Raw genomic sequence first — 24,159 nt, forward strand, 5'->3', positions numbered from 1 at the left:
CAGGTTGCCGACCCGCGGGTTGGAGCTGTGCTGGGTCAGTGGCGTTTGCGCTCGATGAGCAGGCGAAGGGTCAATCCGGCGACTAGCGCCCAGAATGCCCCGCCGATTCCGGCGAAGCTCAGGCCCGAACCGGCAATCAGGAACGCGACCAGGGAACTCATCCGGCTGGAGGGATCGGACAGCGCGGAGGACGCGGAGGAGCCGAGGGTTGCCAGCAACGCCAGGCCCGCCGCGGCTTCCAGCAGGCCCTCCGGGCTCGCGGTGGCCAGTGCCGTGATTGCGGCAGACGCCAATCCGAGCAGGATGTAGAAGCCGCCGGAGGAAACTGCCGCGATCCATCGCCTGGAGCGGTCTTCCCCGGCCTCGTCCCCGGCGGCGAGGGCGGCGGAAATCGCCGCAAGGTTGATGGCATGCCCGCCGAGGAACGCCGCCGCCGAGCTGCCGAGCCCGGTGGCCAACATGGAGGCGCGCCACGGTGTTTCGTAATTGAAACTGGCCAGTACCGCAACGCCCGGAACGTTCTGCGAGGCCATGGTGACAACGAAGAGCGGCAGGGTGATTGCGGTGAAGGCCGCGAGGCTGAATGCCGGTGCCGTGAATTCGAGACTCGGCAGCAACTGTCCCATCACTCCCGCGGCGTCGGCCCGTCCCATGGAAAAGCCTGCGATGCCCAAGGCCGCGGCCATCGCGGCCGGAACCGCCCAGCGGGGACTGAAGCGCAGGAAGAGCAACCAGACCACGATAACCGGGGCGACATGCAACGGGATAGTGGACAACGCCACGAAGGGCGCCAGGCAGAGTTTGAGCAGTACTCCGGCCAGCATGGCTTGGGCCAGGGGGACGGGGATTGCTGCAAGCGTCCGGCCCAGCCAGGGGATGGCACCGGTTGCGGCAATCAGAACTCCGGTCATGATGAAGGCACCGACCGCTTCGTTCCAGCCGAAGTTCACTGCTGCCGCTCCGGCCAGCAACGCTGCACCGGGCGTCGACCATGCGGTGGTGATGGGTCGCTTGGTGAACCACGCCAGGCCAACTGCGCAAATGGCCAGTGCAATGGTGAGGGCGAAAAGCCCGGAAGCGGCCTGGGCGTCAGTCGCCCCGACGGCCCTGAGTCCTGTCAACACCACGGCAAAGGACGAGGTGTATCCGACCAACGCGGTGACAAGACCGGCCATGATCGGCTGTGCGAATGTCGATCGCCGTGGAGCGCTGGGGATGGCGGTGGAGGTCAAATCATTTCTTTCCGTGCAAACGACAGGTGCCGGTTCCGCCTCACGGCGGTACCGGCACCCGTTTGTCGTGCCTAGGGCAAGAGTCCTAGTGAACCAGGCAGGAACCTAGACGGTCGGCGTGCCGCCGTCTTCCTTGTTGAGGAGGCCCTTTGCGCCATCCTGAACCTTGTCGACGTGCTCGGAGAACTTTCCCCCGGTCTTTTCGTCGATGAAGTTGCCGGCGTTGTCGATGGCACCGCCGATCTTGTCCGAGTTTTCGTGAATCAACCCGGCCGCCTTCTCCTTCAGTCCTTCAGCCTTGCCCTTCAGCTCGTCAAAAATAGACAAAAGGCACCTCCTCTCAGTAATGGGGGCCCGAAAAGCCCCGTCTAGGAATCATCCTATGCTCAGTCGCGATCGAATCAAGGGCATTTGGATGAATTTCTTCTCCGATGCGACTCTGACTTGTATGTACATACTGGCAGCTGTGACAGCGCTGCCATCAGTGGTATCGCAGGAGTAGGCCCGGTTTCCGCGATCTGAACCGAAACACGGGGCACCGTTGGGCGTTGGGGCCAACGGTGCCGGGGGATTGTTCGGCCCGTAATTCGGGCCTTGGTCCGGGCCTGGTACAAGAGGCGTTAAACAAGTAGATCGTGTGATTTGGAGTAATCACACGATCTACTATTTGGAGTGGACAACGAGGTTCGAACTCGCGACCTCAACCTTGGCAAGGTTGCGCTCTACCAGCTGAGCTATGTCCACATGAACAATCAATACCTAAAGTATAGACTCTTCGTGGGCGATACTGGGTTCGAACCAGTGACCTCTTCCGTGTCAGGGAAGCGCGCTACCGCTGCGCCAATCGCCCATAGGGGGGGGTGCTGCACCTGAACTATAGCTTGGATTCACGATCTGCAAAATGGCAATCCAACTTTTCATGCGGGTGCTGCGTGTTCTTACCCGGGGGTAAAAGAACAAAGAACAAGGCCTCTCTTCGAAAAGGAATTGAGGCCCGATCTTCAGAGTGGACAACGAGGTTCGAACTCGCGACCTCGACCTTGGCAAGGTCGCGCTCTACCAGCTGAGCTATGTCCACGTGAAAAACCAACACACCAGGTGTGGATTCTTCGTGGGCGATACTGGGTTCGAACCAGTGACCTCTTCCGTGTCAGGGAAGCGCGCTACCGCTGCGCCAATCGCCCATACTGCTTGCAATGTTCCTACGAGGTGGGGACGGGATTCGAACCCGCGTAAACGGCTTTGCAGGCCGGTGCCTCGCCTCTCGGCCACCCCACCATAACCACTTGGTAAAATACCTCGTGGTTAGGTCGGCAAGCCGACCCGGTGATTCAAATGCGAGTGGACAACGAGGTTCGAACTCGCGACCTCGACCTTGGCAAGGTCGCGCTCTACCAGCTGAGCTATGTCCACATGAAAGAATCGCAATCCGCCCGGAATGTTTCGTTCCGTTTGGCTGCGTTCCAACGAGTAAAAACTCTATACGACGTTTCACCAAAGTTCCAAATCGACACATTCCCGCGCCGACATGCGGCAAAGATCCTTGTGATCCCGCGGTTTTTGACTGGCCCGAAAACGCCCGAAAACAGCAAAACGTCCCCTGGACGTGGAAAAATCTTCCTATGACTTCACCAGCGTTGGCCCAACAGACCTCTTTTGGGCGCATGTATGCCAGAAAAATCGGCGCCCTTCCGGAGGTTCCATCCATCACCACAGTCATTGGGCAGGAAAAAATGGACATGGACGGTTGGATAGGTCACATGGCGGCCACGGCCGTGGTCCAGGATGCCAGGCTGGGTGAGTCCGTCGGGAATTCCGCCAAGCTCAAGGCGCTGGCGCGCCAGGCATCCAACGCGGCTGCGGAATATCGTGACTTGGCCGCGGCCCGCGGGGACCGGGTGCACCAATACTGCGAGCAAATAGCATTGCGCGCCATGGGAAAGCCGCACCAGGCGGCCCAGGCCCGTGAAGCGCTCATCGCCAACAACGAAGAAGCCTTTGCCGGGCGCTTCGACGAGTGGTGGGAGACCTACCAGGTGCAACCACTTGCCGCGGAGGTGACTGTCTGGAACTCGAGCATCGGGTACGCCGGCACCCTTGACCTGGTTGCCACCATTGGCGGCCGGCTCTGCCTGATCGACTACAAGACCCGTGGCACCAATCGCGACGGCCGGGTCAAGCCACTTGACCCCAAGGTGGTCATGCAGTTGGCTGCAGGCGCAAAAGCCGAGGAAATGGTCATTGATCCAGCCGCCGGAACCTGGGAACCGTGGAAATACTCACAAGACCCGATGCTGTTGGGCGTGGCAATTGGCGAAACCGAAGTCCAGACCGTGATGGCCAATCCTGAGGTCCTGCCCGCGTACTGGTCGAAGTTCTGGTCGCTTCGCCAGGTATGGGGAGCCACCCAGAAGGTCGGTGATGCAGGGATGCCCCTGCGCGAGGTGGGCCCACCACCGCCACCGGCGGCATGAGGCGGTCGGTAGACTGGTGGGCAGGGGATAGGTGCGCAGCATTCGCTTGGCCGCGCCCGTCCACCTCCATCCACAGCACATTGCCGGAACCCAGCCGGCCGAAGGGAGACCGGACCGCATGGCCGTCTTAGGCATTCGCATCGTTGGCGACCCAATCCTCCGAACCCGCGCAGACGAGGTCACCGAATTCGGGCCCGAACTGCGCAAGCTCGTCGCGGACATGGACGAGACCATGGAAAACGTTGAGGGTGCAGGCCTCGCCGCACCCCAGGTGGGAGTCTCGCTTCGGGTCTTCACCTACCAAATCGGCGGGAACCGCGGGCACCTGATCAACCCGGTGCTGGAACTCGGCGAGGAATTCCAGGACGACGTGACAGAAGGCTGCCTGTCCATCCCCGGACTCGGCTACCCGGTGCGCCGCCGCCAATGGACCCGGGCCACCGGGGTTGACGTTGACGGCAACCCCGTGGTCGTGGAAGGCGAGGGATTCCTCGCCCGCTGCCTGCAACACGAGACCGACCACCTCGACGGAATCCTCTACATCGACCGGCTTGAGGGCGAACTGAAGAAGGACGCCTTCCGCAAGCTGCGCGACTCCAGCTACAACTCGGTTGCCGCAAACACCGTGACCAAGCGCAGCTCGGCGCTGGGATCCAGCTTCGGCGCCGGTTCGAGCTTCGGGAACCTGGCATGAGGGTCCTGTTCGCCGGGACCCCGCAGGTCGCCGTTGCCTCCCTCGACCAGCTCGTGAAAGACGGGTTTGACGTGGTTGCCGTGCTCACCCGCGAAGACGCCCCGGTGGGGCGCAAACGCGTCATGACCCCGTCCCCTGTAGCCGCACGGGCCGCGGAGCTCGGCATCGACATCATCCATGCCAACCGGATCGACGAGCCAACCCAGGAACGCCTGGCGGCCCTTGACCTGGATATCGCCGCAATCGTCGCCTACGGGGGACTCGTTCCGGAAAAGGCGCTGACGATCCCGCGCCTTGGTTGGATCAACCTCCACTTTTCGTTGCTCCCCGCCTGGCGGGGCGCGGCCCCCGTGCAGCACTCGATCATGGCCGGGGACGACATCACCGGTGCCGTGACCTTCCAGCTCGAAAAGGGACTGGACACGGGCCCCGTCTTCGGCACGCTCACCGAAACCATCGACGTTGCCGACACGGCCGGCGAGTTGCTGGGCCGCCTGGCAATCTCCGGTGCGGTGTTGCTCTCGCAGACCCTTTCCGGCCTTGAGGCCGGCAAACTCGTGGGTGTCGAGCAGCAGGGGGACACCTCCTACGCGCACAAGCTCACGCTCGTTGACGGTCAGGTTGATTGGTCGCTTCCGGCCCTGGTGATTCGCCGCCGCATCAACGGAACCAGCCCGGATCCCGGGGCCTGGACCGAACTCGATGGCCAGCGTTTCAAGCTCGGGACCTTGGTTCCGCAGGCAGATGTCACGGATCTTGCACCCGGCGAGGTTCGCATCGAACCGGGCAAGAAACCGCGAGTCCTGGTGGGGACGGGCTCGTACGCCGTTGAACTCGGCCTGGTGCAACCACCGGGCAAAAAGATGATGAATGCAGCAGATTGGGCGCGGGGCATTCTCGCGTCCGGAACCGTGGATGAGGTGAAATTCGCATGAGCGAATTCGGACAGGGACGTTCCGACCGTCCGCGACGCAGCGAACCGAACCGCGGCGGAGGCCAGGAACGCCGCAGCGACGCCGGCCGCACCCGCAACCGCGGGGGAGCGGGACCACGCCAATTCAGTGCCTCCGCACCCTCGGCCCGCAACCGCAGGGCCGACCAGGCCCGGCTGACCGCCTTCGAGGTGCTGCGGGCCGTGGCCGAAAACGACGCCTACGCCAACCTGGTGCTCCCGGCCCGGATCCGCGAACACCGCCTGGATCGCCGCGATGCCGGATTTGCCACAGAACTGACCTACGGCGCCTTGCGCGGGCAGGGCCTGTACGACGCGATCCTGGCCCGTTGCGTCGACCGCCCCCTGGACCAGTTGGACCCGGCTGTCCTTGACGCGTTGCGCCTGGGCGCCCACCAGCTGCTGGCCATGCGAGTGCCAAGCCACGCGGCACTCGACGAAACCGTGTCGCTGGCCCGCATGGTGATCGGCGCCGGCGCGTCCGGCCTGATCAACGCGGTGCTGCGCAAGGTCTCGCTGAAGGACCTGGAGACCTGGAGCGAGGAACTGGTCGCCGGAATCGCCGATGAAAATGCGGCAGCCGCACTGGTGCATTCCCACCCCGAATGGATCGTTCGCGCCCTGCGCCAGGCGCTGGTGGCCCACGGCCGCGACGCCGCCGAAATCACCGACCTGCTGGTCGCCGACAACCTGGCCCCGGTCGTCAACCTCGTGGCACTGCCCGGCGTCGGTTCGCTGGACGAGGCGCTTGACGCGGGCGCCGAACCCGGAACCCTCGTGGCCGATTCGGCCTATTACCAAGGCGGGGACATCGCCCGGCTGTCCTCCGTGCGCGCGGGCAGCACCCGCGTCCAGGACGCCGGTTCCCAGCTGGTCGCCCGGGCCCTGGCCCAGGTGGCGCTGCCCGAGGACGGCGATGACACCTACTGGCTGGACCTCTGCGCCGGCCCCGGCGGCAAGGCTGCATTGCTGGCAGCCTTGGCTGCCGAACAGGGCGCGAAGCTTACCGCCAACGAACCCGCCCAGCACCGCGCCGAACTGGTGAACAACGCCTTGGTGGCCATCGATCCCGAGACCTGGATGATCTCGGTTCGCGACGGCCGCGAATACGGTGAAAGCGAATACGCCGGGGGCTATGACCGGGTCATGGTCGATGCACCGTGCTCGGGCCTGGGCGCGCTGCGCCGCCGCCCCGAGTCCCGGTGGCGCAAGAGCCCCCGCGACGTCGCCGAGCTGACGATCCTGCAGGGCGAGCTCCTGGACGCGGCGCTCAGCGCGGTGCGCGTGGGCGGCGTGGTCGCCTACGTGACCTGCTCGCCGCACCCGGCCGAAACCGTTGCAGTGGTCGATGACCTGCTGTCCCGGAACAAGAATGCGAGGCTGCTGGACACCGGGGCGGCACTGGAATCCGCAGCCCTGCCGGGACTGGCATCGGCCGCCCGCCCCGTGGGCGAAGGAAGCACCATCCAGCTGTGGCCGCACATCCACCGCACCGATGCCATGTTCATGGCGCTGTTCACCCGCACCGCCTAAACCCGCCGGTCCACCCAGTCGGACCGTCGGCCAGCAGCCAGAAGGAAACCATGCGTACCTGCCAGATCAATCCGTCGATCCTCTCGGCGGACTTCACCAACCTCGAACGCGAACTCACACGGATCCACACCGCCGACGCCGTCCATGTCGATGTCATGGATAACCACTTCGTGCCCAACCTGACCATCGGCTTGCCGGTGGTTCAGCGATTGAACGAAGTCAGTGAGCTGCCGCTGGACGTGCACCTGATGATCAGCGACGTGGATCGGTGGGGACCGGGCTACGCCGAGGCCGGAGCCGCCTCGGTCACCTTCCATGCCGAGGCCTCGGCCGCCCCGATCAAGCTGGCCCGGGACCTGCGCGCCGCCGGTGCCAAATCGTCGATGGCGCTGCGCCCGGCCACGCCGATCGAGCCGTACCTGGACATGCTCCCGGAGCTGGACATGGTGCTGCTGATGACGGTGGAGCCGGGCTTTGGCGGACAGGCCTTCCTGGACATCGTGTTGCCGAAGATCCGCAGGGCCCGAAAGGCCATTGACGGGACCGGCCTGCCCATCGCACTGCAGGTCGATGGCGGGGTCACCCGCGAAACGATCCTGCGGGCGGCCGAGGCCGGGGCCGACGTCTTCGTGGCCGGTTCTTCGGTTTACGGAACAGCGGATCCCGCCGAGGCAGTAGTCACATTGCGAAATCTCGCAGCCCGGACACCCGTTTCCATGTAATACTGAGAGCTACAACTACACAACGTGCTCCGGGGTCGGTGTAAGTCCGAACCGGCGGTCAAAGTCCGCGACCCAAGCCAAAGGGATCCCTCCGGGGATCTTGAAGCCTGGTTGAACTGGTGAAATTCCGGTACCGACAGTTAAAGTCTGGATGGGAGAAGCACGTACACGCAACACCAGCGCTCTCGCGAGTGCGCAAGGCGCGGCCAGGTGGGAATCCACGAGATTTTCCTGGTTCCGGATCCTTCGCCAGCGGGTCGGCCGCAAAGGTGGAACCGTCGTATCGAACCCCCGGAGCCATCGCGGCTTGACAGGAGGACGATGGATTTTCTGCGGTGGCTCATTGAAGCTTTCAATTCTTACATCACGGTAGGCAGCAGCGCACTGCTGGTACGCGAAGTGGTGGGCAACGTCTTCGGACTTGCCTCCGCCCTGGGCGGCATCCGCCGCAAGGTCTGGGCTTGGCCCGTTGGCATCGTCGGCAACATCCTGCTCCTGACGGTCTTCCTGGGCAGCATCTTCGGCAACGACCAAACAGCCAACCTGCTCGGCCAGGCCGGACGCCAGATCATGTTCATCGCCGTGTCTTTCTATGGCTGGAAGCGCTGGAAATCCAGCCGCGAATCCGGCGGAAGTGCAGTCACCCCGCGCTGGGCCACCGGCACAGAACGCCTGTCGCTCGCTGCAATCATGATCATCGGCACTGTCGCACTGACCCCGCTCTTTGGCGCACTGGGATCCTACGCACCTGTCTGGGCCGATGCCTGGACCTTCGTCGGCTCCTTGCTGGCCACCTACGGCATGGCCAAGGGACTGGTCGAGTTCTGGCTGATCTGGGTCCTTGTCGACGTGGTCGGGGTCCCGCTGCTCTTCGGCGCCGGATACTACGCCAGCGCGTTCATGTACCTCTTTTACGGGTGCTTCACGCTGGTCGGGTTCTTCATATGGTGGAAGGCCAAGAACGACGCCAAGCCAAGCATCCAAACCGAGATGCCCGACCCGACGGTGCAGGTGCACAGCTGATGCAACCCTCACGAACGCTGGCCGCCATGCGGCTTTCCCTCGAGCTGGCCCGCCGCGGCACCCGCGGAGCCAACCCCCTGGTTGGGGCCGTCATCATCGACCCGGACGGCACGATCCTGGCCACCGGTTACCATCGCGGCGCCGGCACCCCGCACGCCGAGGCCGACGCGCTGAACCGCCTGGGCTCCATCGACCCGGTCGCGGCACGCGCCGCGACAATGCTGGTCACCCTCGAACCCTGCAACCACACCGGCCGCACCGGCCCCTGTTCCCGCGCCATCATCGACGCCGGAATCGGCAACGTAATCTTCGCTGTCGCCGACGGCGGCGCGGTGGCCGGCGGGGGAGCGGAGACGCTGCGTGCGGCCGGAGTCAACGTGGAACAGGGGCTGCTGGAGGACCAGGCAGCCGAGCTGAACCACCGCTGGTTCGCAGCCCGCGCCGCCGGCCGGCCCTTCACCACGTTGCACCTGGCCCAAACCCTTGACGGACGGATCGCCGCCAAGGACGGAACCAGCCAATGGATCACCTCGCCGCGCTCGCTGCTCCACGCCCATGAGGTTCGTGCCCGCGTGGGCGCCATAGTCGTGGGTACCGGCACCGTCATGGCCGATGACCCGCGGCTGAACGCACGCGACGAACACGGCGAACCCTTCGCCTCCCAACCCCGGCGCATCGTCATGGGGCAACGGGACATTCCCGGGGACGCAGCACTGAAGGCCGACGGCAACTGGGAGCAGGTCCGCACCCGCGACCCGCACGAGGTCCTGGCGCGGATCGCATCCCGGGACATCGGACACGTGCTCATCGAAGGCGGTGCGTCGGTGGCCACCGCGTTCCTGGCGGCGGACCTGGTCGACGAGATCTTCCTCTACCAGGCACCGATCTTCCTGGGCTCCGGGCGTGGAAGCGTGGGGGAGCTGGGAATCGACACCCTTGCCTCCGCCCGGCATTTCCGCCTGGACGCCGTCGACGGAGACGCAGTGCGCATCCTGGGGCCCGACACCCTTACACATCTTGAACCCATGCCAACCGGCACCGGCACACCCTAAGGAATCGAAGCATGTTCACCGGAATCATCAGCGGCATGGGCCGCATCGAAGCAATGGACGCGACACCGGAATCCGACTCTGTCGTCTTGCACATCAGTGCGCCGAACCATACCGAGGACCTGGAACTGGGCGGCTCCATCGCCGTCAACGGCGTCTGCCTGACCGCCACGTCCATCGTCGGGGACATCCTGTCCCTGGACGTCATGGGCGAGACCCTGCGCCACACCACCATCGGCGACCTCGCCCAGGGCGAGGGCATCAACCTCGAGCGCTGCGTGCAGGCCGGCGGCCGGCTTGACGGGCACGTCGTGCAGGGCCACGTCGACGGTGTCGGGCACCTCTTGGAGCACGAATCGCTCGGTGCCTGGGACCGCTTCCGCTTCTCCATCCCCTTCGAACTGGCCAGATACGTGGCAAAGAAGGGTTCGATCGCCATCGACGGGATCTCGCTGACCGTCACCGAGGTCTCGGAGGCCCACGAAAAAGAGCAGTGGTTCGAAGTCGGGATCATCCCCACCACCCTGCGCGAAACCACCCTGGGCCAACGCGTTCCCGGTTCCGCGGTCAACCTGGAAGTCGATGTCATGGCCAAGTACGCCGAACGCCTTGCCTCATTCAACAACATCGAAAGCAGCGCATCATGATCACCGATACCATTCGCCTGGACTCCATTGACGCCGCGATCAGCGCCATGGCTGCCGGCCAGGCCGTCGTGGTCGTCGACGACGCTGACCGCGAAAACGAGGGCGACATCATCTTCGCCGCCGAGTTCGCCACCCCGGAGCTGATGGGCTGGACCATCCGCCATTCCTCGGGTGTCGTGTGCACGCCGATGGACGGGGACCGCGCCGACGCGATGGGCCTGCCGCCCATGGTGGAAAACAACCAGGACGCCAAGGGCACCGCGTACACCGTCTCCTGCGACGCCGCCCACGGGGTCAGCACCGGAATCAGCGCCGCCGACCGCGCCCTGACTTCCCGCATCCTGGCCGATCCGGCCTCCGGCCCCGAGCTGATCACCCGCCCGGGCCACATCTTCCCGCTGCGCGCGGTCGACGGCGGGGTGCTGGTGCGCCGCGGGCACACCGAAGCCAGCGTCGATTTGTGCAAGGCAGCGGGCCTTGAGCCTGTGGGGGTCATTGCCGAGATCGTCCATGACGACGGATCGATGATGCGCTTGCCTGCGCTGCGCGAATTCGCGGACCTGTGGAACATCCCGCTGATCAGCATCGAGGACCTGGCCGCCTGGCGGGCCACCACCGATGCCGAGCCGGCCGTGGGCACCAGCGCCGCCGCGGTGCAGGGCGGGCCGGAGGTCCGGGTTCCCACCCCCTACGGTGAATTCATGGTCCGCGCCTGGCGCGAACGCGGCACCGGCACCGAGCACCTGTCGCTCAGCTCCACCGGCCCCGACGGCACCATGCCGGCCGAGCCGCTGGTGCGCGTGCACTCCGAGTGCCTCACCGGCGACGTGTTCGGTTCCTACCGCTGCGACTGCGGGGAGCAGCTGGCCGCCGGCCTGGAGGCAATCAACGAATACGGCGGCGTGCTGGTCTACCTGCGCGGCCACGAGGGTCGCGGCATCGGGCTGGCCAACAAGATCCGCGCATACGCGCTGCAGGACGGCGGCGCCAACACCGTAGCCGCCAACGAGCAGCTGGGCCTTCCCGTCGACGCGCGAAACTACGACGCCGCCGCGGCCATCCTCCACGCGCTGTCCATCCGCCGGATCCGGTTGATCACCAACAACCCGTTGAAGGAAGAATGGCTGGAGCAGGCGGGAATCGCGGTTTCCGAGCGCGTCCCCACCCGCGTGGCTGCCCGGCCCGAAAACCTTGAATACCTGCGCACCAAGCAAAACTTGATGAACCATTCATTGCAATTGCCATCCAACGAAAACACCAACCCAGGAGTGAAATCATGAGCGGACACGGAGCACCCCTCGTCGGGGCCCACGAATTGGCAGCGGCAGGTGAAGCCGGAATGCGGGCAGTCATCGTCGCGGCCAGCTGGCACACCCAGATCATGGACGGCCTCCTGGACGGCGCCCTGCGCGCCGCCGCCGATGCCGGGATCAACACCCCCGAGGTCATCCGCGTTCCGGGCACCTTCGAGCTGCCGGTGGCCGCAGCACGCTTGGCCCATGCCTATGACACCGTCATCGCGCTGGGCGTGGTCATCCGCGGCGGCACCCCGCACTTCGACTTCGTCTGCCAGGGAGCGACCATGGGCCTGACCGACGTTACGGTGCGCACCGGCGTTCCCGTGGGCTTCGGGGTGTTGACCTGTGACACCGAGGAGCAGGCCATTGCCCGTGCCGGCCTGGAAGGCTCCGTCGAGGACAAAGGCTACGAGGCCATGAGCGCGGGCCTGCAGACAGCCGTCGCACTGGCGCGCCGCTAGCAAATTCGGCGAGCCGCCACCGCGCTGCCGCCCGCACCACCGGTAACGGCTAGCAGGGATCGATGCCGGGGGAGCGGGCGGCGCTGTTCTATGTTCCATTGATTGCACGATTGCCTCATTCAGAGGGTCGGCCTTCGCCGAGCCAGCCGCCCAGGTGCGATGTCGCCCCGTCGGCGTCCGTCTCCCGCGAGATGGCTTCAGTAGGGGCATCGAGCCCGGCCCAGGGCCGACGGCAAACTTGACGTCGAGGCGGGCTACCCGGTGCGGGCGGAAGGCGAAGTAACAAATGCCGGTGCCGTCGTATCCGCGAGTGCCGGTGCTTTGCCCGATGTGCGCGGCGATGCCGTCCACACCAACAACGGCGCCTTGTCCCTCGGCGAATATCCCGGCCGGCCGGTAGACTTCGCCTGATGAAAGATCGTGGAGAAGCATTGACTGGGAGCACACCCGTAACGTCCCCCTTGGATTCACGACTGACCGCCTTGCACGCCACGTTTCTGGCGGAGCGTCCGCCGGGGGCCGACGAAGACGTGCACATGCTCTCGGCCATCGTGGATCACGTCATTGAACGGTGCAGCGCACCGGGCGACGTGGTGTTCGACCCCTTCGCGGGGTTCGGCACCACCATCAAACGGGCAGTTGCACTGGGACGGGAAGCCCTCGGTATCGAGCTGCTACCCGAGCGGGCGGAGTACCTACGGGATCAGGTGCCCGGCGCCCGCATCATCGAGGGAGACGCAAGGGAGCTGCTTAGGCTTGTCCGCGGCATTGCACCTGCCGAACCCGGCGCGGGTGTCGATCTCATTCTCACCTCTCCGCCATACATGACCGCCGAGAACCATGACGCCGACCCCCTCACGGCCTACGAGGAAGACAACGGGGACTACGGCCGCTACTTGGCCGAGCTCGGGCTGGTCGCCGCCCAATGTGCGCGCACCGTTGTGCCCGGCGGCTTCGTGGTGTGGAATCTGGCGGACATCCACCACATGGACCGCACCACCCATTTGATCCGCGATTGCACCCGCGTGCTCGAGCAGCACCTCACGCCCGTGGGGATCACCGAGATTGTCTGGGATCGCTACCCCCACGATTTGGTGTCCGACGCGCTCCTTGTATTTCAACGGCCTCCCATTGAGCGGCGCGTTTAGTCAAACCACATCAACAGGTTGATGCCCTCGCACGGCAGCCCGGCACCGCGGGAAACGATCGCGCAAAAATTCACTTCCCAGCCGTGACGGCGAGCATCGTCAGTGGTTGTGGTGCAATTTGGCGGCACGCCCGCGACCTGTGCCAGGGCCGCGTCATGTTGAGCCGAGCGGGGGAGTGCTTCGTCACATTGGGGGTGCGGTAGTGAATGCGGCCAACGGGCCAAGATACCCTGACTATGTGAAAACTTTTGACACCCTCTTCGCCGAGCTCTCCGAGAAGGCCAAGACCCGCCCCGAAGGTTCGCGTACGATCGCCGAACTGGATTCCGGCGTGCACGGCATCGGAAAGAAGGTCGTGGAGGAAGCCGCCGAAGTGTGGATGGCTGCCGAGTACGAAACCAACGAGGCCGCCGCCGAAGAAATCTCCCAGTTGCTTTATCACCTTCAGGTGATGATGCTGGCCAAGGGCCTGACTCTGCAGGACGTTTACAAGCATCTCTAGCCGCCGCTTTCGGGACGCCCTGTCCTCCCGTGCCGCGGTGGCCAACAGGCACCATTTGTTGTCCTACATGCCGTAATATCCCCCCCAGAGCCTGAAAAGAGAACCGCATCATGTTGCGAGTAGCCCTTCCCAACAAGGGAGCCCTGTCCGAAATCGCCTCGACCATGTTGTTGGAGGCCGGATACGTCCAGCGCCGCGACAACCGCGAACTGGTCATGGTCGACCCCGACAACGACGTGGAATTCTTCTACCTCCGTCCCCGTGACATCGCCGTGTATGTCGGCGGCGGCATCCTCGATGTCGGAATCACCGGACGAGACCTTTACCTGGACGCCGAGGTCAACGACCACGTCGACGAGGTCCTGCCGCTGGGGATCGGTGCCTCCACCTTCCGCTTCGCCGGCCCCGCCGGGACCTTCACAACCCAGCAGGAGCTCCAGGGCAAGCGCATCGCGACCAGCTACGACGCGCTGCTGCGCCAGTACCTGGAAACCAACAACATCGCCGCAGACGTGGTCCGCCTCGATGGTGCCGTCGAGTCCTCTGTGCGCCTCGGCGTGGCCGACGCCATCGCCGACGTCGTGGAGACCGGCAACACGCTCAAGGCAGCCGGCATGGCGGTCTTCGGCGATCCCATCCTGCAGTCCGAGGCAGTGCTCATCGGTCGCACCGGCCGCACCCCCGCCGGGCTCGAAGTCCTCAAGCGCCGGCTCACCGGCGTGCTGGTGGCCCGCCGCTACGTCATGCTCGACTACGACGTGCGCCGGGACCTGGTCGACGAGGCCACCCGGTTGACCCCGGGACTCGAGTCGCCGACGGTTTCCCCGCTGCAGGACTCGGACTGGGTCGCCGTGCGCGCCATGGTCAAGAAGAGCCACACCAACAACATCATGGACGAGCTGTACAACATCGGCGCCCGCGCCATTCTTGTCACCAACATCCACGCCTGCCGCATCTAGCGCCCCGCCCGCATCCCGGGCCCCGGAACATTTCCCCTTTATTGCTTTTCTAGGAGTTGATCCCCTCATGGCCGTTGCGATCCGCGTGATCCCATGCCTCGATGTCGATGCCGGACGAGTCGTCAAGGGAGTGAACTTCGAGGGGCTCCGGGATGCCGGGGACCCGGTGGAACTGGCCAAGCGCTACAACGCCGCCGGTGCCGATGAAATCACGTTCCTCGATGTGACGGCCTCCTCGGCCAAGCGCGAAACCACTTATGACGTGGTGGCCCACACGGCCGAGGAAATTTTCATTCCGCTGACTGTCGGCGGAGGAGTGCGAGCCGCCGAGGACGTCGATCGCCTGCTGCGTGCCGGGGCGGACAAGGCCTCGATCAACACGGCTGCCGTCGACCGCCCCGAGGTCATCAACGAAATCACCCAGCGCTTCGGATCCCAGGTGCTGGTGCTCTCGCTCGATGCCCGGCGCACCACGAACCCTGACGTCGAATCCGGTTTCGAGGTCACTACCCACGGAGGGCGCACCGGCACCGGCCGCTGTGCCGTGGCCTGGGCCAGGGAAGCCGCCGAACGGGGCGTGGGGGAAATCCTGCTGAACTCGATTGACGCCGACGGCACCAAGGACGGCTTCGACCTGGAGATGATCCGTGCGGTCCGCGCGGCCGTCACCGTGCCGCTGATTGCCTCCGGCGGCGCCGGGGCACCGGAGCACTTCCCGCCGGCGATTGCCGCCGGTGCCGACGCGGTGCTGGCCGCCTCGATCTTCCACTTCGGCCCGGACGACATGATCAAGCAGGTCAAGGACGCCATCCGTGAAGCCGGTTTCCCGGTTCGCTAGTCCTGCGTCACTGGACGCCGTGATGTCCCGGGGCTGGCAGGCACTTGAGGAGGAAGACCTCTCCGGGTGGGTGTGCCGCTTTTCCTCGGGTGTCACCCGCCGCGCCAACTCGGTGCTTCCGCTGTTCGGTCCGCCCAACACCAATGGCGCCATCGACGAGGTCGAAGCCGCCTATCGGCGCCGCGGGCTGCCGCCGGTCTTCCAGATCAGTCCCGAATCCCTGCCGCACGACCTGGACTCGATGCTTGGTGCCCGCGGTTACTCAATTGATTCCCCGACCCTGGTGCAGGCGCTGAAACGGGAGGACTTTGCGCGGGCCGTTGCCGGCGAGCCCGATCCGGGGATCGTCCTCCAGGATGCACCCTCCGAGGCATGGCTGAAGGCCCTGTGGGAATCCGAGGGACCGCATTCGCCCGCCGCGCAGGCAGCCAGTGGCCGGATCCTGGGCAATACGCCGTCCGTCTACGCCTCACTGGTCATTGAGGGGAAAGTCCATGCCATCGCACGCATGGCGCTGGTGGAAGACCTGGGCGGCATCTATGCCGTGGCCACCCGCGAGGAATCGCGTTCCCGGGGATACGGCCGGGCCGTGATGCGGGCCCTGGTGGCCGAGGCGGCCCGCCGGGATCTGGCAGGCCTCTGGCTGCAGGTCGTCGAGGAGAACTCGATCGCAGCCGGACTCTATGCATCCCTGGGATTTGAAACGGTGTCGCGCTACCACTACCGCCAGTTGCCGGCCTAGGCCGTCGCCGGCAGGAGTGCCTCCAGCCCGCGTTCGAGGGCCGCACGTGCCGCAGCGGTGTCCAGCTGGTTCGATAGCCAGCGGCCGGAAATGCCTTCAACCAGGGCGGTGAGCAATAGTGCCGTATCCCGGCACTGCCCGGTCCCCGCCCCGGTGTGCAGCTTCACCAGCTCCGCGACGTGGGACTGCCACGCGGCAGTGGACGTGGACAGATGCCCGGCCAGCGGCGGCTCAAAGACCGCGATTGCCCTGATCTCGTTCCACACGATCGACTTGGCGCGCACCGATTCGTCGTCCTGGATCTCGGCCAGCAGCAAGTCCCGCAGCAAGCCGCGGGGCCTGCCCCCGCCGTCCGCTTGTTCCCCGCGTTGGGCCAGCGAGTCTGCGTTTACGTACTCCAGGGTTGCCGCCAGCAGTCCATCCCTGTCGGTGAAATGGTAGTAAACCAGCCCCGTGGACACGCCGGCCTGTTTGCAGACGTCTTGCACGCGCATGCCGCGGACCCCGTCACGGGCGATGCAGATGCTGCACGCCTCGAGTATCCGCTGCCTGGTGTCATTGGCCATGGCCGGTGCCGCATCTTTCCCTTGGTGGCCCGGGGTCTTCCCGAACCGTTGACCACACGCTATCTTTAACTGAATATCCAGTCAATTTTTTGCATGCTCCTCCCCGTCGGACATCTCGATCGCGCAGGGCCGGAGCACCCCTTGTGAAGGGAACCCGATCATGGCCCTGCCGTTCAGCATCCACGAAGCCTCCATCGAGGGCGTCCTGCGTGCGCTCGATGACGGCACCGTCACCGCCGTCGAACTGATCGCCGCCCACCTTGCCCGGGTGGGACGCTTCGACAGGTCCACGGTGTGCCTCAACGCCATGGCCGTGCTGAACCCCAACGCCTTCTCCGAGGCCGCGGAATCCGACCGCCGCCGCAGTGCCGGCCGGGGCGGTTCCCTTGAGGGGGTGCCATTTACCGTCAAGGACAGCTACATGGTCGCCGGGCTCACCGTGGCTGCCGGTTCGCCGGCATTCAAGGACCTGGTGGCCAAGCACGACGCTTTCACTGTCGCACGCATCCGCGAGGCCGGGGGAGTGCTGGTGGGCAAGACGAACATGCCGCCCATGGCCGACGGCGGCATGCAGCGCGGTGTCTACGGGCGCGCCGAAAGTCCCTACAACGCCGACTACCTGGCGGCTGCCTACGCCTCGGGGTCCTCCAACGGATCGGGAGTCGCCACCGCGGCCAGCATGGGGGTCTTCGGCATGGGAGAGGAAACCGTCTCCTCGGGCCGCAGCCCGGCCTCCAACAACGGCCTGTGCGCCTACACCCCCTCGCGAGGTGTCATCTCCATCCGCGGCAACTGGCCGCTCTTTCCCACCCGCGACGTCGTGGTCCCGCATACCAGGAGCATGGATGACATGTTCCGGCTGCTGGACGTGATCGTCGCCGACGATCCGGAAACCACGGGAGACTTCTGGCGCCACCAAAAAGCGGTGCCTCTGCCCGCTGCCTCGGCCATCCGGCCCGGGAGCTACGCGGAGCTGGCAGATCCGCAGGCCCTGTCCGGCAAGCGCTTCGGCGTGCCCCGCATGTATTTGGGCCAGGACCCGAGATTCCCGGTCAACCCGCGCCCCAGCGTCCTGGAACTCTGGGACGCCGCGCGCTCCCGCCTGGAGGACCTGGGTGCCAGCGTCGTCGATGTCGACTTCCCGCTGATCGAAAAGTACGAGGGGAAGACCCCGGGTGGCGAACAACTCGGTGCGCTGGGCATCCTGCCCGAGGGGTGGATGGAGATGGAATTCAATGAGCTCCTCGCCCATGGATGGGACACGTTCCTGCGGGAAAACAACGACCCCGCGCTGAACAGGCTGGCCGATGTCGAGCATCTGCAGATCTTTCCGGCCCCTGTCGGATCGCTCCCAGACCGCTATGAAGAGGTCGAGGACTATGAAAACCGCTACCGCGACGTGGTGAAGATGGCCGCCGACGGGCTGCCGGACCCAGCCACGCTGCCCGGATTCCCGGACGGGCTCAAGGCACTGGAAAAGCTGCGCAAGGAGCTCTTCGAAAATTGGCTCGCCGAGCATCGGCTCGACGGTGTCGTCTTCCCTGCCAACGCCGATGTCGGGGCAGCGGATGCGGACACCAACCCGGAATCGGCGGACAGGGCCTGGGAGAACGGTGTCTTCTTTTCCAATGGGAACTACGCCCTGCGTCATCTCGGCATCCCCTCGGTCACCGTGGCCATGGGGCTGATGCAAGACACCGGCATGCCGGTGGGACTGACCTTTGCCGGCCCCGCCTATTCCGACAACGCGATCATGGGCTGGGGGTGGGCGTTCGAGGACGCCGGCACCTTGCGCCCGGTTCCGTCGCTGGCGCCCGAGCTTGAAGGGGACCGCCACCGGGCAGCTTTCCGGGGACGGCCAGGCGCGCAATCGCCGGAAATTTCCATCGAGGGTCGCCTCGATTCCGGAAACCGCATAGGGGGCACCCTGCGGCTGCTGCTGGAGGGTGAAATCCGTGCGGCGGCGGACGCGGAGATTCGGCTGACGGTCAACGGCGAGCCGACCACGGTGATGCGCACGGGCAGCACCTGGAATGCCACGGCAATCCTCCCGGCGGCAGGGAAGCCGGCGGCCACTGGATCAAACCCGGCGGGCAGGATCCTTGCCGTTGTGCACGTGGTGGAAGGCCGGGGAGTGGCGGCGGGAGACTTCGTGGAGGTCTAGTCCCGACTGCCCAAAGTGGTGGCTAGAGCGAGACCGAGAGCAGGGCGATGGCCTCTGCTGCACCCTCGAACGTCACCAGTGCTTCCTCGCGGCGTCCCGAGGCGTGCAGCAGGAGTTCGCCCGGGCGACCGGTGATGGCCACCGAGGTGCTGGCCTTGCGGGCCACGTGGCGTTGCCCGTCGGGGCGGACCAGGATGATACCGACATCCACGCCGCGGTAGTAGTGCGCGGCCCGGCGCACCAAGTCCTCCCACAGGAGATCCTCGTACTTGGCGTCAAGCGCACGGGGGACCCAGCGGTCGGATGCGCGGCGCACATCCTCGGTATGGATGAAGAACTCGGAGAGGTTCGCCGAATGGTCCACCCGCGGGTTGGACAGGGGCGAAAACCTGGGGGCGCCGCGCAAGAATTCGTTGACGAGGCTGGCGTAGGCGTCGCGGTCCCCGGCCACGTCCGCACGCCGGTCCAGCTCGGCCTCCATGCGGTGCGCCAGTGGTTTGATGACCAGTCCCGCAGCAAGCAGGGACTGCTCCCGAATGATCAGGTGCGCGGCGAGGTGGCGGGTCTGCCATCCGGCGCACAATGTGGGAGCCGTCGGCCCTGCTGCCAGCAGGACTTCGGCCAATACTTCACGCGAGGCTGGGACGAAATGCATCACTTCGAAACTAACACGTTCGGGGGCGCATGGAGCTTCTATTTCGCTCCGCGCCCAAGCCGCGTCAGAACGGTCCGCCGCGAATGGACCATTAAGCACGGCATTGGTGTCGAGTGCCACGCTCCCGGCGTCGGGACGCAGGAGGAGTGCCTGCCCATTGTCCTCCATGGCGCGGGGACCGAGCCCGGGCACGAAGCGCGGGTGGACACAAGTGGACGAGACGGCAGGTGCAGGCCCGACCCGAGTCCCACGCCAGGCTTGCGCTGGATTCCCGCGACGTGGTTCTTGACCGTGCCCGGTGACAGGAAGAGCGTCTCGGTGATCTCCGCTGTGGTCCTCGCCTGGGCGACGAGGCGGGCGGTTTCGTCCTCTACCTGGCCACCGCAGGCGCGCTCGGAGCCTTGCCCACCCTCGGGCTGGCGCAGCACCGGGGGAGGTCTTTCCCCGCTGGATGATCGGCATGCGGGGCCGGCGGTTCCGACCACCTGCGTAGGCCCAACGGCTGGGCTCCCGGATGCCCGGTGAGGCCAACAGGCGTGAATCGCGCCGTAGGCCGTGGAGGTGAAGGCCGACGGGTGGCCGGGGGCGCAAACGTGTTTCGGGACGGGTTTCACCGCCCGTGGCACTAGACTGGTACTGATGTCGCAGAACCCAGCCTTCGCCGCCCCCGCCTCCGTTGACGGGAAACTGTCCGCCCAGATTTCCGCCGCCCTGAAGAAGGACGAGGCCGGGCTTGTCGCGGCCATTGTCCAGCAACATGGCAGCGGCGAGGTGCTGATGCTCGGATGGATGGACGAGGAGGCGCTGCGTCGCACCCTGACCACCGGGAGGGTGACCTTCTGGTCCCGGTCCCGCAACGAATACTGGCGCAAGGGCGACACCTCCGGCCACTCCCAGCTGGTCCGCTCAGTGGCCCTTGACTGCGACGGCGACGCCTTGCTGGTCATCGTCGACCAGATCGGCGCGGCCTGCCACACCGGGACGCGCACCTGCTTCGACGGACGCGAACTGCCCGCCGTCGTGGGCCGACGCGTTTCCTGACCTTTCCACCCGCTCCATCCGCACACGCAAGGACCATTCTTCGCTTATGCAAGCTCTCGGCGCCCTGACACCCACCCGCGAGGAATTCCGCGCCCTCGCCGCGGATCGCCGCGTCATTCCCGTGACCATGAGGGTGCTGGCCGACGCACTGACACCCATTTCCGTCTACCGCCGGCTGGCCGGCGGACGCCCCGGCACCTTCCTGATGGAATCGGCCGCGGCCGGGGGAGTGTGGTCCCGCTATTCCTTCATCGGCGTGAATTCGCCCGCGACCCTGACCACCCTTGACGGCCTGGCCCACTGGCAGGGCACCCCGCCGGCGGGCATGCCCAGCGAAGGCAACCCGGTCGAGGTCCTGCGCGACACCGTCCGCGCCCTGCGCACCGAACCCCTGGACGGCCTGCCGCCGCTGACCAGCGGCATGGTCGGCTTCATCGGGTGGGAGGCGGTGCGCCACTGGGAGAAGCTGCCCAACCCGCCGGCGGACGACCTGCACCTGCCCGAACTTGCCATGAACCTTGTCGGCGACATGGCAGTGCACGACAACACCGACGGCACGCTGACGCTCATCGCCAACGCCATCAACTTCAACGGCACCGCCGACGGCGTCGACGGCGCCTACGACCACGCGGTACAGCGCCTCTCCGGGATGCTTGACGCGCTTGGCGAGGCTGCGGAAAACCCCGTCTCGGTCCTTTCCGGAACCGATGTGCCGGCCGATACGCTGATGAACGCCGTCACCCACTCCTGGGACGAGGACTCCTACCGCCGCGCGGTGTTGCGCGGCAAGGAGGCCATCGTCGAGGGCGAGGTCTTCCAGGTCGTGATCTCGCGCCGCTTCGAGCTGGAGACCCACGCCGATCCGCTGGATGTCTACCGGATCCTGCGTGGCACCAACCCCAGCCCGTACATGTACCTCTTCACGCTGCAGGACGCCCACGGCAAGGCGTATTCCATCGTTGGCTCCTCGCCCGAGGCCCTGGTCACGGTCAACGACGACCACGTGGTCACCCACCCGATCGCCGGCTCGCGCCCGCGCGGGGCCAACTACGAGGACGACCAGCAGCACGAGAAGAACCTGTTGGCCGACGAAAAGGAACGCGCCGAGCACCTGATGCTGGTGGACCTCTCGCGCAACGACCTTTCCAAGGTCTGCGTGCCCGGTTCGGTCGAGGTCACCCAGTTCATGGAGGTCGAGCGCTTCAGCCACATCATGCACCTGGTCTCCAACGTGGTCGGCAAGCTGAATCCGGGCACCGACGGCTACGACGTGCTCGCCGCGACCTTCCCCGCGGGGACCCTCTCGGGGGCGCCCAAGCCGCGGGCGCTGTCGCTGCTCGATGAACTCGAGCCCTACCGCCGCGGCATCTACGGCGGCGTGGTCGGCTACCTGGACTTCACCGGGGACATGGACATGGCCATCGCCATCCGCTCCGCGCTGATCAAGGGCAACCGGGCGTACGTGCAGGCCGGCGGCGGCATCGTCGCGGACTCCGACCTCGACGCCGAAGCCTTGGAAACCATCAACAAGTCGGCAGCCCCCCTGCGGGCCGTCTGGGCCGCAGGGACCATGGCGCCGGCACAAGTGGACGGCACCCAGGCATGAGCGAGGAAACCAAACCGCGCAGGGGATCCAAGCGCAACGTCATGCTCCTGGGCCTTTTCGGCGCGGTCCTCGCGCTGGCCACCAGCACCCGGACCTGGATCAACGTCCAGCCGGAGGTGGGCTCGGTAAGGATTCCGCTCATCGAAGTGGCGGGTTCCGACGCCGCGGCCGCAGTGGCGGCACTGGCGGTGGTGGCCCTGGCCGGCTCGCTGGCGGCAATGATCGCCGGCAAGGTGGCCCGCTGGATCATCGCAGCGATCCTGTTGCTGGTCGGCGGAGGAATCATCGCCTCGGCAGTCTCGGTGCTTGCCGACCCGGTGCTCGCTGCAACGACCAAGGTCGGGGAAGCCACCGGACTGAACGCCTCCGGCGGCGCCTACGACGTGACCTTCTGGCCCTGGGCCGCTGCGCTGGCCGGCGCGGTTCTCGTGGCCGACGCGGTGCTGCTGGCTGTGGCCGGACGACACTGGGCCGGATCCCGCAAATATTCCCGCGACGCCGCAGCAACGGCCGCGGGGCGTCCGGGCGCAGCGTCAAATGGCCCAATCGACGAGATCTCCGGCTGGGACTCGCTGTCCCGCGGGGACGATCCCACCGGTTAACGCGCACACGACGCAACATGGCATGCCATCGCTGCAAAGAATGGCAGAATGGAAGCCAAGAGATTTATCGGGAAAAATCCCGATTCGCACGAGGTGAGTAGGAGTATCCCACCATGGCTAACGCCAACACCCAGATCGATCCAATGCACGCCGAGGAAATCGGACACGGCAACTCCAAGGCCGCATGGTCAATGGTCTTCGTCATGTTGGTTGGCTTCGTCGTCGGCTGCATCGCCTTCGCCGGACACAACCCGACCTTCGTCTACGTTGGCTGCGCCATCGTGGTCGTCGGCCTGATCGTCGGCTGGGCCATGAAGAAGGCCGGCTTCGGCGTCAACGGTTCCAGGTCCGGCGACTCGCACTAGCCGTGAGTGTACTGACAGATATCATCGCGGGCGTTCAGATCGATCTGGACGCCCGTCGGTCCATCATCGGCCAGGAGCAAATCGAGGCGGCGGCCGCGGCGGCCGTTCCCGCGCTCGACGCCTACGCTGCCCTGGGCGGACACCTTGACGCGTCCCAACGCGGAAACACGCTGCACGTGATCTCCGAGGTGAAGCGGAAGTCGCCCTCCAAGGGCGCCCTTGCAGACATCGGCGAGCCAGCCGAACTGGCCGCCTCCTACGAGGCCGGCGGTGCCTCCGTGATCTCGGTGCTGACCGAGGAGCGCCGCTTCGGCGGATCTCTGGCCGACTTCGACGCCGTGCGCGCCGCGGTGGAGATCCCGCTGCTGCGCAAGGACTTCACCGTTGATCCCTACCAGATCTTCGAGGCCCGCGCCCACGGCGCCGACCTGGTGTTGCTGATCGTGGCGGCCCTGGATGACGCGCAATTGCGCGAGTTCCTGGACCTGACCCATGCCCTGGGCATGAACGCCCTGGTCGAGACGCACACCGAGGAAGAAATCGCCCGTGCCGTGAAGCTCGGGTCAAAGATCATCGGCGTGAACGTGCGCAACCTCAAGACGCTGGACGTGGACCGCGAGAACTTCTCCCGGCTTGCCGCCCACATCCCCTCCGGCGTCGTCATCGTGGCCGAATCCGGCGTGCGCGACGTGGCCGACGTCGAGCACTATGCAAGCCACGGAGCAGACGCGATCCTGGTGGGAGAGGCGCTGGTCAAGGACAACGACCCGCGCGCGGCGATCGAGCGCTTCATTGCCTCCGGGACCGCCGCCAAGCCAGCACGCGCCAGCTGACACAACCCCCACACACCCCTCGAAGAATTCCTGAGCAAGAGAAGGATGCGCCA

General features: G+C 65.8%; 26 protein-coding genes, 6 tRNA genes and 1 riboswitch. Of the genes, 21 read left to right on the forward strand and 11 right to left on the reverse strand.

Annotated features, from left to right (window positions below; translation table 11 throughout):
* Positions 1-35 precede the first annotated feature (35 nt).
* The 8 genes from ABD687_RS01090 to ABD687_RS01125 all read right to left on the reverse strand — a co-directional run bounded on the left by ABD687_RS01090 (position 36) and on the right by ABD687_RS01125 (position 2,645).
* Complete coding sequence (locus ABD687_RS01090; protein ID WP_310287963.1) at positions 36-1,232, reverse strand: benzoate/H(+) symporter BenE family transporter; 1,197 nt, start codon at positions 1,230-1,232, stop codon at positions 36-38.
* A 105-nt stretch (positions 1,233-1,337) separates the two neighbouring features.
* Positions 1,338-1,559, reverse strand: a complete 222-nt coding sequence (locus ABD687_RS01095; protein WP_310287960.1) for an antitoxin — start codon at positions 1,557-1,559, stop codon at positions 1,338-1,340.
* A gap of 341 nt (positions 1,560-1,900) precedes the next feature.
* Positions 1,901-1,976: transfer RNA gene (locus tag ABD687_RS01100), tRNA-Gly, on the reverse strand.
* Between the two features lie 34 nt (positions 1,977-2,010).
* A tRNA-Val gene (locus ABD687_RS01105) sits at positions 2,011-2,082 on the reverse strand.
* A gap of 155 nt (positions 2,083-2,237) precedes the next feature.
* Positions 2,238-2,310 (reverse strand) — tRNA-Gly (locus ABD687_RS01110).
* Positions 2,311-2,344: 34 nt separating this feature from the next.
* A tRNA-Val gene (locus ABD687_RS01115) sits at positions 2,345-2,416 on the reverse strand.
* Between the two features lie 23 nt (positions 2,417-2,439).
* Positions 2,440-2,510: transfer RNA gene (locus tag ABD687_RS01120), tRNA-Cys, on the reverse strand.
* Between the two features lie 62 nt (positions 2,511-2,572).
* Positions 2,573-2,645 (reverse strand) — tRNA-Gly (locus tag ABD687_RS01125).
* A 209-nt stretch (positions 2,646-2,854) separates the two neighbouring features.
* Between ABD687_RS01125 and ABD687_RS01130 the strand changes: the two genes are divergently transcribed.
* From ABD687_RS01130 to ABD687_RS01200, 15 genes are all read left to right on the forward strand, one after another.
* Entirely contained in the window at positions 2,855-3,706 is an 852-nt protein-coding gene (locus tag ABD687_RS01130) for a cytochrome (RefSeq protein ID WP_310287957.1), read from the forward strand.
* Between the two features lie 118 nt (positions 3,707-3,824).
* Positions 3,825-4,400: a peptide deformylase gene (gene def / locus ABD687_RS01135; RefSeq protein WP_310287956.1), complete on the forward strand. Its 576-nt coding sequence runs from the start codon at positions 3,825-3,827 to the stop codon at positions 4,398-4,400.
* The gene (gene fmt / locus ABD687_RS01140) at positions 4,397-5,335 is read left to right on the forward strand and encodes a methionyl-tRNA formyltransferase (RefSeq protein ID WP_310287954.1); all 939 of its coding nucleotides are present in this window, start codon (positions 4,397-4,399) and stop codon (positions 5,333-5,335) included. Before def ends, fmt begins: the two co-directional genes overlap by 4 nt.
* Positions 5,332-6,885, forward strand: a complete 1,554-nt coding sequence (locus ABD687_RS01145; protein ID WP_310287952.1) for an RsmB/NOP family class I SAM-dependent RNA methyltransferase — start codon at positions 5,332-5,334, stop codon at positions 6,883-6,885. Before fmt ends, ABD687_RS01145 begins: the two co-directional genes overlap by 4 nt.
* 50 nt (positions 6,886-6,935) lie before the next feature.
* Entirely contained in the window at positions 6,936-7,607 is a 672-nt protein-coding gene (gene rpe, locus ABD687_RS01150) for a ribulose-phosphate 3-epimerase (RefSeq protein ID WP_310287950.1), read from the forward strand.
* A 21-nt stretch (positions 7,608-7,628) separates the two neighbouring features.
* Positions 7,629-7,774: riboswitch (FMN riboswitch) on the forward strand.
* Between the two features lie 154 nt (positions 7,775-7,928).
* Positions 7,929-8,630 (forward strand): nicotinamide riboside transporter PnuC, encoded by a 702-nt coding sequence (gene pnuC / locus ABD687_RS01155; RefSeq protein ID WP_264271826.1) that lies wholly within the window; start codon positions 7,929-7,931, stop codon positions 8,628-8,630.
* Positions 8,630-9,682, forward strand: a complete 1,053-nt coding sequence (gene ribD, locus ABD687_RS01160) for a bifunctional diaminohydroxyphosphoribosylaminopyrimidine deaminase/5-amino-6-(5-phosphoribosylamino)uracil reductase RibD (protein WP_310287947.1) — start codon at positions 8,630-8,632, stop codon at positions 9,680-9,682. The genes pnuC and ribD overlap by 1 nt, the downstream gene beginning before the upstream one ends.
* Positions 9,683-9,693: 11 nt before the next feature.
* Positions 9,694-10,326 (forward strand): riboflavin synthase, encoded by a 633-nt coding sequence (locus ABD687_RS01165; protein ID WP_310287946.1) that lies wholly within the window; start codon positions 9,694-9,696, stop codon positions 10,324-10,326.
* The gene (gene ribB / locus ABD687_RS01170; protein WP_310287943.1) at positions 10,323-11,606 is read left to right on the forward strand and encodes a 3,4-dihydroxy-2-butanone-4-phosphate synthase; all 1,284 of its coding nucleotides are present in this window, start codon (positions 10,323-10,325) and stop codon (positions 11,604-11,606) included. The genes ABD687_RS01165 and ribB overlap by 4 nt, the downstream gene beginning before the upstream one ends.
* On the forward strand, positions 11,603-12,085 hold the full coding sequence (gene ribH / locus ABD687_RS01175) for a 6,7-dimethyl-8-ribityllumazine synthase (protein ID WP_310287940.1): 483 nt from the start codon (positions 11,603-11,605) through the stop codon (positions 12,083-12,085). The genes ribB and ribH overlap by 4 nt, the downstream gene beginning before the upstream one ends.
* Before the next feature lie 482 nt (positions 12,086-12,567).
* Positions 12,568-13,233 carry a DNA methyltransferase gene (locus ABD687_RS01180; RefSeq protein WP_310287938.1) on the forward strand — a complete coding sequence of 222 codons (666 nt, stop codon included), beginning with the start codon at positions 12,568-12,570 and terminating at the stop codon, positions 13,231-13,233.
* A 238-nt stretch (positions 13,234-13,471) separates the two neighbouring features.
* Positions 13,472-13,735 (forward strand): phosphoribosyl-ATP diphosphatase, encoded by a 264-nt coding sequence (locus tag ABD687_RS01185; RefSeq protein WP_264269195.1) that lies wholly within the window; start codon positions 13,472-13,474, stop codon positions 13,733-13,735.
* A gap of 110 nt (positions 13,736-13,845) precedes the next feature.
* Positions 13,846-14,694 (forward strand): ATP phosphoribosyltransferase, encoded by an 849-nt coding sequence (hisG, locus tag ABD687_RS01190; RefSeq protein ID WP_264269194.1) that lies wholly within the window; start codon positions 13,846-13,848, stop codon positions 14,692-14,694.
* A 67-nt stretch (positions 14,695-14,761) separates the two neighbouring features.
* Positions 14,762-15,532 (forward strand): imidazole glycerol phosphate synthase subunit HisF, encoded by a 771-nt coding sequence (gene hisF / locus ABD687_RS01195; protein ID WP_264269193.1) that lies wholly within the window; start codon positions 14,762-14,764, stop codon positions 15,530-15,532.
* Positions 15,507-16,274 (forward strand): GNAT family N-acetyltransferase, encoded by a 768-nt coding sequence (locus tag ABD687_RS01200; protein WP_310287934.1) that lies wholly within the window; start codon positions 15,507-15,509, stop codon positions 16,272-16,274. Before hisF ends, ABD687_RS01200 begins: the two co-directional genes overlap by 26 nt.
* Here the strand turns inward: ABD687_RS01200 and ABD687_RS01205 are convergent.
* Positions 16,271-16,840 (reverse strand): TetR/AcrR family transcriptional regulator, encoded by a 570-nt coding sequence (locus tag ABD687_RS01205; RefSeq protein WP_310287933.1) that lies wholly within the window; start codon positions 16,838-16,840, stop codon positions 16,271-16,273. The genes ABD687_RS01200 and ABD687_RS01205 overlap by 4 nt on opposite strands.
* 160 nt (positions 16,841-17,000) lie before the next feature.
* Here ABD687_RS01205 and ABD687_RS01210 point away from each other — a divergent pair, with 160 nt between their 5' ends.
* Entirely contained in the window at positions 17,001-19,004 is a 2,004-nt protein-coding gene (locus ABD687_RS01210) for an amidase (protein ID WP_310287931.1), read from the forward strand.
* 22 nt (positions 19,005-19,026) lie between these two features.
* Here the strand turns inward: ABD687_RS01210 and ABD687_RS01215 are convergent, their stop codons facing one another.
* Together ABD687_RS01215 and ABD687_RS20680 are read right to left on the reverse strand one after the other, a co-directional pair.
* A complete protein-coding gene (locus ABD687_RS01215; RefSeq protein ID WP_310287930.1) occupies positions 19,027-19,659 on the reverse strand; it encodes a TIGR03085 family metal-binding protein in 633 nt (210 codons plus the stop codon).
* Positions 19,660-19,697: 38 nt separating this feature from the next.
* Complete coding sequence (locus tag ABD687_RS20680) at positions 19,698-20,405, reverse strand: LuxR C-terminal-related transcriptional regulator (RefSeq protein WP_377700380.1); 708 nt, start codon at positions 20,403-20,405, stop codon at positions 19,698-19,700.
* On the opposite strand from ABD687_RS20680, the gene hisI reads away from it, so the two are divergent.
* The 5 genes from hisI (at position 20,299) to trpC (ending at position 24,106) form a co-directional block, all read left to right on the forward strand.
* Complete coding sequence (gene hisI, locus ABD687_RS01220; protein WP_264269188.1) at positions 20,299-20,700, forward strand: phosphoribosyl-AMP cyclohydrolase; 402 nt, start codon at positions 20,299-20,301, stop codon at positions 20,698-20,700. The genes ABD687_RS20680 and hisI overlap by 107 nt on opposite strands.
* A gap of 46 nt (positions 20,701-20,746) precedes the next feature.
* Positions 20,747-22,306 carry an anthranilate synthase component I gene (locus tag ABD687_RS01225; protein WP_310287928.1) on the forward strand — a complete coding sequence of 520 codons (1,560 nt, stop codon included), beginning with the start codon at positions 20,747-20,749 and terminating at the stop codon, positions 22,304-22,306.
* Complete coding sequence (locus ABD687_RS01230; protein ID WP_302266229.1) at positions 22,303-22,908, forward strand: Trp biosynthesis-associated membrane protein; 606 nt, start codon at positions 22,303-22,305, stop codon at positions 22,906-22,908. The genes ABD687_RS01225 and ABD687_RS01230 overlap by 4 nt, the downstream gene beginning before the upstream one ends.
* 113 nt (positions 22,909-23,021) lie before the next feature.
* Positions 23,022-23,273 (forward strand): HGxxPAAW family protein, encoded by a 252-nt coding sequence (locus ABD687_RS01235; protein ID WP_310287925.1) that lies wholly within the window; start codon positions 23,022-23,024, stop codon positions 23,271-23,273.
* A 2-nt stretch (positions 23,274-23,275) separates the two neighbouring features.
* A complete protein-coding gene (gene trpC, locus ABD687_RS01240) occupies positions 23,276-24,106 on the forward strand; it encodes an indole-3-glycerol phosphate synthase TrpC (protein ID WP_264269184.1) in 831 nt (276 codons plus the stop codon).
* Positions 24,107-24,159: the final 53 nt, after the last annotated feature.

The sequence above is a fragment of the Paeniglutamicibacter sulfureus genome (assembly GCF_039535115.1).
GTDB classification, from domain to species: domain Bacteria; phylum Actinomycetota; class Actinomycetes; order Actinomycetales; family Micrococcaceae; genus Paeniglutamicibacter; species Paeniglutamicibacter sulfureus.